9 protein-coding genes and 1 pseudogene are annotated in these 10927 nt (G+C 72.2%); 2 read left to right on the top strand and 8 right to left on the bottom strand.

Going from position 1 to position 10927, the window contains the following annotated elements; translation table 11 throughout:
* From smc to ACWCP6_RS29295, 3 genes are all read right to left on the bottom strand, one after another.
* The coding region (gene smc, locus ACWCP6_RS29305; RefSeq protein WP_450935579.1) for a chromosome segregation protein SMC at nucleotides 1–3394 on the bottom strand (3394 nt) is incomplete at its 3' end.
* A gap of 217 nt (nucleotides 3395–3611) precedes the next feature.
* A complete protein-coding gene (locus tag ACWCP6_RS29300) occupies nucleotides 3612–3821 on the bottom strand; it encodes a hypothetical protein (protein WP_450935578.1) in 210 nt (69 codons plus the stop codon).
* A 382-nt stretch (nucleotides 3822–4203) separates the two neighbouring features.
* Nucleotides 4204–4488 carry an acylphosphatase gene (locus ACWCP6_RS29295; RefSeq protein WP_450935577.1) on the bottom strand — a complete coding sequence of 95 codons (285 nt, stop codon included), beginning with the start codon at nucleotides 4486–4488 and terminating at the stop codon, nucleotides 4204–4206.
* A 129-nt stretch (nucleotides 4489–4617) separates the two neighbouring features.
* Between ACWCP6_RS29295 and ACWCP6_RS29290 the strand changes: the two genes are divergently transcribed.
* Complete coding sequence (locus ACWCP6_RS29290; RefSeq protein ID WP_450935576.1) at nucleotides 4618–6075, top strand: CAP domain-containing protein; 1458 nt, start codon at nucleotides 4618–4620, stop codon at nucleotides 6073–6075.
* A 25-nt stretch (nucleotides 6076–6100) separates the two neighbouring features.
* On the opposite strand, the gene ACWCP6_RS29285 is transcribed toward ACWCP6_RS29290, so the two are convergent.
* Entirely contained in the window at nucleotides 6101–6694 is a 594-nt protein-coding gene (locus tag ACWCP6_RS29285; protein ID WP_450935575.1) for a flavodoxin family protein, read from the bottom strand.
* A 103-nt stretch (nucleotides 6695–6797) separates the two neighbouring features.
* Here ACWCP6_RS29285 and ACWCP6_RS29280 point away from each other — a divergent pair, with 103 nt between their 5' ends.
* Complete coding sequence (locus ACWCP6_RS29280; RefSeq protein WP_450935574.1) at nucleotides 6798–7241, top strand: winged helix-turn-helix transcriptional regulator; 444 nt, start codon at nucleotides 6798–6800, stop codon at nucleotides 7239–7241.
* Here the strand turns inward: ACWCP6_RS29280 and mutM are convergent.
* The 4 genes and pseudogenes from mutM to ACWCP6_RS29260 all read right to left on the bottom strand — a co-directional run bounded on the left by mutM (nucleotide 7214) and on the right by ACWCP6_RS29260 (nucleotide 10753).
* Nucleotides 7214–8074 carry a bifunctional DNA-formamidopyrimidine glycosylase/DNA-(apurinic or apyrimidinic site) lyase gene (gene mutM, locus ACWCP6_RS29275; protein WP_450935573.1) on the bottom strand — a complete coding sequence of 287 codons (861 nt, stop codon included), beginning with the start codon at nucleotides 8072–8074 and terminating at the stop codon, nucleotides 7214–7216. The genes ACWCP6_RS29280 and mutM overlap by 28 nt on opposite strands.
* Nucleotides 8075–9142: 1068 nt before the next feature.
* Nucleotides 9143–9913: pseudogene (gene rnc, locus ACWCP6_RS29270) on the bottom strand (ribonuclease III); the annotation flags it as partial.
* Nucleotides 9914–9932: 19 nt separating this feature from the next.
* The gene (gene rpmF / locus ACWCP6_RS29265; RefSeq protein ID WP_028802425.1) at nucleotides 9933–10106 is read right to left on the bottom strand and encodes a 50S ribosomal protein L32; all 174 of its coding nucleotides are present in this window, start codon (nucleotides 10104–10106) and stop codon (nucleotides 9933–9935) included.
* A gap of 2 nt (nucleotides 10107–10108) precedes the next feature.
* On the bottom strand, nucleotides 10109–10753 hold the full coding sequence (locus ACWCP6_RS29260) for a YceD family protein (RefSeq protein ID WP_450935572.1): 645 nt from the start codon (nucleotides 10751–10753) through the stop codon (nucleotides 10109–10111).
* Nucleotides 10754–10927 lie beyond the last annotated feature (174 nt).

The raw sequence follows: 10927 nt of genomic DNA, 5'->3' as shown, positions 1-10927 counted from the left end.
GGCTGGGGCGGGCCTTGAAGATCGACACCAGCATGGCCACGGCGGTCAGCGACCTCTCACCGCCCGACAGCAGCGACAGCCGCTTGACCTTCTTGCCCGGCGGTCGCGCCTCCACATCCACACCGGTGGTGAGCATGTTGTCGGGATCGGTCAGCACGAGCCGCCCCTCGCCGCCCGGGAAGAGCCTGCTGAACACCCCTTCGAATTCCCGGGCCGTGTCCCGGTAGGCCTCGGTGAAGACCTGCTCGACGCGTTCGTCGACCTCCTTCACCACCTGCAGCAGGTCGGCGCGGGTCTTCTTCAGGTCCTCCAGCTGCTCGCTGAGGAACTTGTGCCGCTCCTCCAGCGCGGCGAACTCCTCCAGGGCCAGCGGGTTGACCTTGCCGAGCTGCTGGTAGGCCCGTTCGGCCGCCTTCAGCCGCTTCTCCTGCTCGGCCCGGACGAAGGGGCGCGGCTGATTGCGCGGGTGCCCGGGGTCGTCCGGCAGTTCCTCGCCCTCGGCGGGCGGCGACGGCGGTACGAGCAGGTCGGGGCCGTACTCCGCGACGAGCCCGGCGGGTTCGACGCCGAGCTCCTCCAGCGCCCTGGTCTCCAGCTGTTCGATGCGCAGCCGCTTCTCGGCGCCCAGCACCTCCCCTCGGTGGACCGAGTCGGTCAGCTTGTCGAGCTCGGCCTTGAGGTCACGGCCCTGCGTACGGGCTGCGGCGAGCTCGCGCTCCCGTTCGGCCTTGGCCCGTTCGGCCGCGGTGCGTTCTGCGTCGGCGCGGACCAGGGAGACCTCGATGTGCGCGAGGAGCTGGCGGGCGCCGTCCGCGACGGCCTGCGCGACCGCCGCCTCGTGGCGCAGCCGTGCCCGGCGCTGCTCGGCACGCGCCCGTGCCTCGCGTTCGGCGCGGGCGGCGCGGTCGAGGGAGTCGGCCCGGCCCGCAAGCCCCTTCACGCGCTCCTCATGGGTACGTACCTGGAGCCGCGCCTCCATCTCGGTCTGCCGGGCATTGGCCCCGTCGGCGGCTAGCCGGTCGCGTACGTGGGTGTCGGGCTCCTCCTCGACGGGCAGCTCCTCGGCGACCGCCAGCCGCTCGGCGAGTTCCTCCGCCTCCTGGGCCGCCCGGTCCAGGGCCTCCTGGGCGCGGTCGGCCGCCGCGGCCGACCTCTGCGCCTCGCCTGCGGCGGCACGGGCCTGGCCCGCCAGGCGGCCGAGCTGCTGGGCGACACCCGACTTCTCGCGGTCGGCCGCGCGACGGCGTTCGGCCAGTTCCTCGACGAGCGCGGCGCACTCCGTGCGGTGCGCGGCGGCCTCGTGCTGGCGCACGGTCAGGGTCTCGCACTGGGCGGCGAGCCTCTCCAGCTCTGCCGCGGCCTCGTCGACGGACGCCTGCACCTCGAGCAGACTCGGGGCCCCGGCGGAGCCGCCGTGCGCGAAGTGCGCCCCGAGAAGGTCGCCGTCGGCGGTGACCGCGGTCAGGCCGGGGTGCGCGTAGACGACGTCCTCGGCGTCCTCGAGGGTGGGGACGACCACGATGTCCCGCAGCAGCCGGCGCACCGAGCCCATCAGCTCCTCGGGGCCGCGCACCAGCTCCGCGGCCGGTCGCGCCCCGCCGGGAGGCATGGGCCCGTCCTGCGCGGGCTCCGCCGGCCCCGCCGTGTCCGCAGCCCCCGTGCCCGGTGCGCCGGGCTCCCCCGCCACCAGGAGCGCGGCCCGTCCTCCGTCCTGTTTCCTGAGCAGACGGATCGCCTCCGCCGCCGCCGTCGGGGTGGAGACCGCGAGGGCGTCGGCGGCCGCGCCGAAGGCCGCGGCCAGTGGGACCTCGAAGCCCGGGGTGACGGAGAGGAGTCCGGCCGCGGGCCCGAGGAGTCCGGTCAGCCGGTCCCGGGCCGCGAGCAACGCGCCGGTGCCGTCCTTGCGGCGCAGGCCCAGGGCCAGTGCCTCGTGGCGGGCGGCGGTTGCGGCGCGCTTGCGTTCGGCGGTGGTGACCGCCTCGCGGGCCTCGGCGAGCGCGGCCTCGGCGTCGGCCAGGGCGCGCTTTGCGCTCTCGTGCCGGGCGGCGAGGTCCTGCTCGCCGGTGTCGAGTGCGTCGACCTCCGCCTGGAGCTGCTCGTACTCCTCCTGGGCCGCGGCGGCTCGCTCGCGCGCCTCCTCGCGGGCCTCGGCGAGACGGTCGATCTCCGCCTGGGCGGACGCGGCACGCGAACGTGCCGCGTTGACCTGGCCGTTCAGCCGGGCAAGGCCTTCGCGGCGGTCCGCGATGGCCCGGGCCGCGTCCTTCAGCCGACGCTCCTCGACCGCCAACTCGCGCTCCAGCTCCGCCCGGTGCGCGACGGTGTCGTCGAGGGCGCGCTCGGCCGCCTCCAGCGCGGCTTCGAGTTCCGCCTCCTGCTCGCGGACGCGCGCGGCCTCGCGCTCCATGTCCTCGGGCTCCCGGCCCCGCCGTTCCTCGGGCGGTGCGGAGGTGGCGCTCTTCACGCGGGCGTCGGCGAGCGAGACGGTGCCGCGTACGCGCTCGGCGAGCTGCGAGAGTTCGTACCAGGTCTGCTGGGCGTTGTGCAGCCGGGGCGCGAGGCGGCGCACCTCGTCCTCCAGCCGGCCCTCCCGGGTGAGCGCGGCCCTGAGCTCGGCCTCCGTGGTCTCCTTGCGGCGCTTGAGCTCGGCCTCGTCGGCGACTTCGGCGCGCAGTGCCGCGCGCATGCGTACGAGGTCGTCGGCGAGCAGCCGCAGCCGGGCGTCGCGCAGATCGGCCTGGATGACGGCGGCCCGCCGTGCGACCGCGGCCTGCCGGCCGAGCGGTTTCAGCTGCCGCCTCAGCTCGTCCGTCAGGTCCTGGACGCGGGCCAGGTTGGCCTGCATCGCGTCGAGTTTGCGGAGCGCCTTCTCCTTGCGCTTGCGGTGTTTGAGGACGCCTGCGGCCTCCTCGATGAAGGCGCGGCGGCCCATGGGGTCGGCGTGCAGGACCGAGTCCAGCTGGCCCTGTCCGACGATGACGTGCATCTCGCGGCCGATGCCGGAGTCGGACAGCAGCTCCTGGATGTCGAGCAGACGGCACGTGTCACCGTTGATCTGGTACTCGCTGCCGCCGTTGCGGAACATGATCCGCGTGATGGTGACCTCGGCGTACTCGATGGGCAGGGCGCCGTCGGAGTTGTCGATGGTGAGGGAGACCTCGGCGCGGCCCAGCGGCGGGCGGCCGGTGGTCCCGGCGAAGATGACGTCCTCCATCTTGCCGCCGCGCAGCGACTTGGCGCCCTGTTCGCCCATGACCCAGCTCAGCGCGTCCACGACGTTGGACTTGCCGGACCCGTTGGGTCCGACGACACACGTGATGCCCGGCTCGAACCGCAGCGTCGTGGCCGACGCGAACGACTTGAAGCCACGCAGGGTCAAGGCCTTGAGGTGCACGCCGCTGGACTCTACCTCCCGTCGTCCGGCCCACTCGGTGAACGCGCGGTTTCACCCATGAACGCGCAGGGCACATCAGGGGTTAAAGGACATGGAGGCCGGGTGCACGGGGGCGCCGCCGGCAAGAAAGAAGGGACGCCGGAGCGTCCCTTGCAATGCGGACAAGCGGCTGACACGGACAGTCCGACCACCTGTAGACGAGTTCAATCAGAAGTGGTCAGGTGAGCGCAGGCTCCGCCTGGGGTACGTCGATGCTCTCGAGGAGTGCGTCGCCGTGGTGAGCTGCGGCAGCCGTCAGCGCGTCGTTCTCCGCCTGGATTCGTCCGAGCTCGGATTCCAGGTCCTGTACGCGCTGCTGGAGCCGTCGCATCTCGGCGAGGAGTCGCGGATCGGAGCCGCCGACGTAACCGAGAAGCGCCTTTGCCATGATGGATGGTCCTCCACACTGAGTGACCGACCGAATCGGTGTGGGTCGAGAGGGATTCGCACCCGCGGTGCTTGGCACTCTTCAGTTTTGCTGCCGTTCATACATGCCAAACAGCCAAGGTGCGCGGGGCTTCCAGCGTCTCACCAAAAAGTTTGACGGTCAACACGATCACGCCCCGTAGAAGTGGGCGACCCGGGGGCTCACGGCCGCGGAACGCGCTGACCGGCCTGTCCTTCGGGCCCCGGGGGGCGTAGAGATCATCCTTCCCTGCGGAGCCTGCCACGGCAAGCGTTTCTTGGCAACCACCAGGCCATTCCTGCCGGACGCAGATGCCGGAGGCATGTCCCCGGGCCGGTGGCTGCCGTGGCCTCGGCGTTTGTCCTCAGCGGACGGCGAAGCCGTCGTAGATGCCGCGCGGGATGTCCCAGATCTCCGTGACGCCGGTGACGCGCCCGGGTGTGTCGCTCTCGTCCCGGAGCCAGGCGAGCAACGCCTCGCAGTCCGCCCGGGGGCCCTCCGCGACGACCTGAACCCGCCCGTCCTCCAAATTGAGAGCAAAGCCACTCAATGTGCCGATCTCCAGCGCTTTGGCGCGCGTGTACCAGCGGAAACCCACTCCCTGTACACGGCCGCGCACCCATGCGGTGAGCCTGACGTCTTCGTTCATGGGTGCACGCTAGCTGGCTGATTGGTCACAGGGCGCTTTGCCCGGTTCGGTCATGAGGTACCGTCTCGTCGCAAATCGCCTCACTCGTTCGGGTGAGCACGTTGACCGCAAGGACGAGGAAGGCCAGATATGGGACGCCACCGACGCACCGCCGCCGGCCGCGCCGCCATGAGCCGCGCCGCAGGGACCACGGGCTCGCAGAGCACCGACGGATACACCGGGGAGACCCCTTCGCACGACCGTGCCGGTCAGGCGTTCCACGGGAACGACCGTGCGTACGACACGGCCGAGAGTGACGCATATCTCTATGCCGTCGACGGCTCCGCCGGGGACGGATCCGGCGGAGACGGGGGCGCCGCCGACGGGAACCGCAACCGGAAGGGTCCGTCCGGCCCCGTGCGCACCGGTCTGCTCGGCATATCCGTGGCGGTCGCCCTGGGTGTCGTCGCGGTGACCACGGGCGTGCTGCCGGGCGGCGGCACGTTCAACTTCACCGGCGAGGACCGTGTGCAGTCCGCCGCGGGCACGCCCACGAGCAGTGTGGAGCCGCAGGGCGGCACGGATGGCCCCGCCAAGGTCGGCCCCTCGCACTCGCCGAGCCGCGCGGGCAAGGCGCCCGGCGCGCCTGCCGTGGAGCCCTCGCGCGGGGAGAGCGCGACGCACTTCGCCCGGCCCGCCGCCCCCAAGAAGCCGGCGGCGACCCCGAGCGCCTCCGCGTCCGCGTCCTCGCCGAGGAAGCCGAAGAGCCCGACGCCGGCCGCTCCGGCGCCCCGCAGGACGACGCACTCCGCGTCGCCGACGCACAAGGTGCCCGCCTCGCCGAAGCCGCCCACCGCGACGCCGACGCACAAGGCGACCACCCCGCCCAAGCCGACGCCGACACACGAGGCGACCACGCAGCCCACCGCGACGCCCACGCACAAGGCGACCATCCCGCCCAAGTCGCCCACCGCGAAGCCCACGCACAAGGCGACCACCCCGCCCAAGCCGCCGAAGCCGACCGCGACTCCGACGCACGAGGCGACCACACCGCCCAAGCCGGCGACCCCGACGCCGACGCACACGGCGACCACGCAGCCGAAGCCCCCGGCCGTGTCCCCCAGCCACGCGGGGACCACGGCCCCCAAGCCGCCCACCGTGTCCCCGACGACGCCCGCGGCCCCGACCGCGTCCGCGTCCGCCGCGGCGCCGTCGAAGACGACCGTCTCCGCCGACGCCGCCGAGGCCGAGGTGCTCCGCCTGGTGAACGACGAGCGGGCCAAGGCCGGGTGTGTGGATCTGACCTCGAGCTCCTCGCTCAACCACCTCGCGGAGAAGTTCAGCGCGGACATGAAGGCCCGCGGGTTCTTCGGCCACACCGACCCGGGCGGCCGGACCCCGTGGGACCGCGCCACCCAGGACGGGATCGGCAATCTGGGCGCCGAGAACATAGCCCGCGGGCAGTTCGACGCCAAGGCCGTGGTGGACGCCTGGATGGCATCCCCCGCGCACCGCGCCAACATCCTCAACTGTCAGTACCGGACGGCGGGCGTCGGCGTGGTCCTCGGATCGGGCGGCCCCTGGTGGACCGGGGACTTCGGCTTCTGAGCCGCCCGTCCCGGCGGTGGACGGCTCAGGCGCCGGCCACCGCCGCACGGCCGGCCGTGAAGATCCTCGCGGTCTCGGCGACACGGCGGCCCAGGTGCTCCGCGGTGGCGATGTCGGCCTTGTGCACGCCGTCGGGACCCTCGTCGTTGTTGCTCTGGGCCGCGGCGCCGGCGAAGAAGCCGAGGCGGTTGAGGTCGTGCTCGGAGGCCTCGCTGGTGTTCCAGCCCGGGTGCAGACCGAGGCTGACCCAGTTCATGCCGTGCTGCGCCGCGAGCGTCTGGAAGAACTGCAGCGTGTGCAGCTTGTCGCCGCTCTTGGAGCCGGAGTTGGTGAATCCGGCGGCGAGCTTGTCCTTCCAGTCGCTGCCGAACCAGCGCTTCGACGTCGCCTCGGCGAAGACGTGGAAGGCACCGGACGCGGTGCCCATGTAGGTGGGCGAGCCGAAGACGATCGCGTCCGACGCGTCGAGCAGGGCCCACTGGTCCTCGGTGATCTCGTCGACCCTGATCAGGTGAACGGCGGCCCCGGCCTGCACGGCCCCGGCCCGGACGGCCTCGGCGAGCACAGCGGTGTGGCCGTAACCGGAGTGGTAGGCGATGGAAACGACGGGGCTGGTCATGGAAAAGCTCCTCAGCAGCTCGTGAACGATGAAAAAAGAAAAGCACTAACTTCTAGTTAGCGCAACCCTGCACACAGCGCTGCCCCGGAGTATGGTGAGGGGTATGGATTCCCTCGCGAGTGGGTCGGCCGCCGGCAGCGAGTCGACCGTCTGTACGGAGAGCGACCCGTCCGGCGCGGCTCTCCCGTACGACGTGTTCTCGCGGTCGTGCCCCTCGCGCGGCACGCTGGAGCACGTCACCGGGCGCTGGGGAGCGCTCACCCTCGGGGCGCTGCACGACGGCACCTTCCGCTTCAACGAGCTGCGTCGCAGGGTCGACGGCGTGAGCGAGAAGATGCTGTCCCAGACGCTGCACGCACTGGAGCGCGACGGCCTGGTGCACAGGGACGCGCAGCCCACGAACCCGCCGCGCGTGGACTACGAACTCACCCCGCTGGGCCGGCAGGTGACGGAACGGCTCAAGGCCCTCATCGAACTCGTGGAGGACCGGATGGACGAGGTTCTCCAGGCGCAGGAGCGCTACGACACCGCGCGCGGGGACCGCTGACAGCGGGGACAGAAGTAGCTGGACCGGTTCATCCAGGGCCGGCGCCTCATCGGGGTCCCGCACCGGCGGCAGGGCTCGCCCTCGCGCCCGTACGCGTCGAGCGACCGGTCGAAGTAGCCGGACTCACCGTTGACGTTCACGTACAGGCTGTCGAAGCTGGTGCCGCCGACGGCCAGGGCCGCGTTCATCACGTCCCGCACATGGCCGAGGAGTTCGGCGGTACGGGGGCGCGTGAAGGTCGCCGTGGGGCGCTCGTAGTGCAGCCTGGCGCGCCAGAGGGCCTCGTCCGCGTAGATGTTGCCGACCCCGCTGATCAGTGACTGGTCGAGCAGGGCACGCTTGATCGTCGTACGGCGCCGGCGCAGCGCCAGATGGAAGGCCGCGTCGTCGAACTCCGGGTCGAGGGGGTCGCGGGCGATGTGCCCGATGACGTCCGGCAGACCGTCCGGCGTGGTCTCGTGGAGCGACAGTCCTCCGAAGGTGCGCTGGTCCACGAAGCGGAGTTCCGTGCCCTGGACGTCGTCGAAGCGGATACGGATGCGCAGGTGCTTCTCGTCCGGGGTGTCGTGGGGCTGGACCAGGAGCTGCCCGCTCATGCCCAGGTGGGCCAGGATCGCGATGCCCTGGGTCTCCAGCGGGAGCCAGAGGTACTTGCCGCGGCGGTTCGGCTCGCCGAGGCGCTCGCCCTTCAGCCGGAGCGCGAAGTCCTCCGGGCCGGCGAGGTGGCGGCGCACGGCGCGGGGGTGGCGGACCTCCACGTCGGCCACGGTGCGGTGGGCTGTCCAGCGGGACAGGCCCCGCCGCACGACCTCGACCTCCGGCAGCTCCGGCATCGCGTTCCCCTCTCGCCCACGGCCCCGCACCCCCGAACCGGTGCACCCCCCAATTCTCCGCCACCCGACCGCGGCCCGACGCCCGGCCCTCCTCCTTGCCCCCGACATGGGAGCGCCACCCTCTCCCACCCCACCGGCACCACATCCGGCCTCCTCCAGCAGCACCCGGCACCCGGCACCGGGGGCGCCCCGCCTACTCGGCACCACGCGCACGCCTCCCGCACAGTCACCCGGCACCGGGGCTGTGCCCACCCTCCCCCAAGCTCTCGGCTGCGCTCGAGCAGGGGGGACCCCCATCGCCCCAGGCGGAACGCATGCCCACAGCGGGAACGGGACCGGCGGCGGGCCCTCGCACTGCCGCGGCCGACCGACTGCCGTCGGCGCAGCTCCACAGCGGGAGCGGAAACGGCAGCCCGCCCCGCGGCGGGAAACCCGCCGAACCGGCCGCAGGGGGCGTGGCGGGACCTCCGCCCGCAGCGGCCGGCGCGCAAGTGCCGAGTGTCTGAACGTGTGACGCAGGCGCGCCGGTCCGAGGACGGAGGTCCCGGCGCGCACCCGACCCACCACGCACAGGCGGCGCACCCGCCCGAGTGCCGCAGGCCGGGGCGCGGGCAAGACCCACCACGAGCAGACGGCGCACCCGCCAAGCACCGCAGAGCGAACGCGCCCCCGACCCACCACCCACAGACGGCGCACCCGCCAAGCACCGCAGACCGCACGCGCACCCGACCCACCACCCACAGACGGCGCACCCGCCCAAGCGCCGCAGGCTCACCGTGTGCCGGGGAACCAACCGACCCGGAATGCGCAAGTGCCCGCCCCCGGAAAGGGGCGGGCACTCGGAAGGGGTGGGTCAGGCGGACGTCGAGGGGGCGTCGGTGCTTCCCTCTGTCTGCTTGGCGGCGGCCCCGGCCGCCGCCGCGGCCGCGGGGGGCGCGGAGGCCCCGCACCCCCCCCCCGCCCCCCGCCGCAGCGCAGCCCCGCGCGGTTGGGGGGCCGCCTCGCGGCCTCGCTGGGGGTGTCGGCCCACCCGATGCAACGGTCGCGGCCGCCCCCGCCCCCCCCCGCGGCCGCGGCGGCCTCTTCGGCCGCCTTCGCCCGCTCGTCCGCCGCGGAGCGGATCGCGCGCCAGGCGGACTCGGCCGCCTGCTGCTCCGCTTCCTTCTTGCTGCGGCCGGTGCCGGTGCCGTACGAGACGCCTCCGACGCGGGCGGCAGCAGTAAAGGTCTTCTCGTGGTCCGGGCCGGTCTCCGAGACCAGGTACTCGGGCACGCCGAGCCCCTCGGTCGCGGTGAGCTCCTGGAGGCTGGTCTTCCAGTCCAGTCCCGCGCCCAGATTCGAGGACTTCTCGATCAACGGGTCGAACAGGCGGTGCACCAGCTCCGCCGCCGCATCGAGCCCCTGGTCGAGATAGACCGCGCCGATCACCGCTTCAAGGGTGTCGGCAAGGATGGAGGCCTTGTCCCGGCCGCCCGTGCCTTCCTCGCCCCGGCCGAGCCGGATGAAGGCACCGAGTTCGAGCCCGCGCCCCACGTCCGCCAGCGCACGCGAATTGACCACCGCGGCCCGCAGCTTGGCCAGCTGGCCCTCGGGCAGGTCGGGGTGGGTGCGATACAGCGTGTCCGTCACGACCAGTCCGAGCACGGAGTCCCCGAGGAACTCGAGCCGCTCATTGGTCGGCAGACCGCCGTTCTCGTACGCGTACGAACGGTGGGTCAGCGCACGCACCAGAAGGGCGGACTCGAGCTTGTAGCCGAGCCGCCCTTCCAGAAGCGTGTGGGACGAGGCCGTGTTGTCCGCCTTCTTCCTGGCGTTTGAGTCCGCCTTGGCGTCAGACATGGAGCCTCTCACCAGCCGCTCAGACCTCGAGGACCTGGCGCTTGTTGTAGGTGCCGCAAGCGGGGCACGCGATGTGCTGCTGCTTGGGCTCGTGGCAGCGCTCGCACGCAACCAGGGTGGGGACCGCAGCCTTCCACTGCGACCGGCGGTGGCGCGTGTTGCTGCGCGACATCTTCCGCTTCGGAACAGCCACGGCTACTTCTCCTGCTTCTCGTCGACGCCCGCTTCGGCGCCGCTCATCTCGTCCTTCTCGCCGCCCTGAACGGAGTCGGCGAGTCCCTGCAGTGCCGCCCAACGAATGTCGACGGCGTCATGGTGGTGGTCCGGGTCGTCCGCGAGCCGCGCCCCACACTGGGAACACAGGCCCGGGCAGTCTTCCCGGCACACCGGCTGCATCGGCAGTGCGAGCACCACCGCGTCACGCAGCAGAGGTTCGAGGTCGAACAGGCCGTCCTCGAGAAAGAGCCTGTCCTCGTCTTCCTCGGCGTCGTCGCCCGGTTCCGCGATCATGCGGCCCCGGTCGTCGGCGTCAGGGTACGAGAACATCTCCTGGAAGTCCGCTTCGAGCTCCAGCTCCAGCGGCTCCAGACACCTTACGCACTCCCCCTCGGCGGCCGCACGGGCGGTGCCTGTGACAAGCACACCTTCCATGACCGACTCGAGTCGGAGTTCGAGCTCCAGCGGGGCGCCTTCCGGCACTCCGACGACCCCTTCGATACCGAAGTCCTTCGGGGTGTCGACCTGGCGGGTCAGGCGCTGGAGCGCACCAGGACGCCGTCCCAGCTCGTGTGTGTCGAACACGAGGGGGTTGCGGTGGTCGAGGCGGGCGTTCAGGGCCATTCCTGCTTTCGGTCTTCAAAATCGAGTGGAGCTCATGGGGCGGCCACCCCGAAACGGGCAGCCAGGATCGCGGACGCCTGTGGAGCCCACGAAGGCAGCGCAGTGCACACGCGACCGAAGAGCCAGGATACTGGACCTTTCGCCGTCGGCCCAATCCGCATCGGCAGGGGCCGG

Source organism: Streptomyces sp. NPDC002004 (genome assembly GCF_053593975.1).
This window is presented reverse-complemented; position numbering and strand designations above follow the sequence as displayed.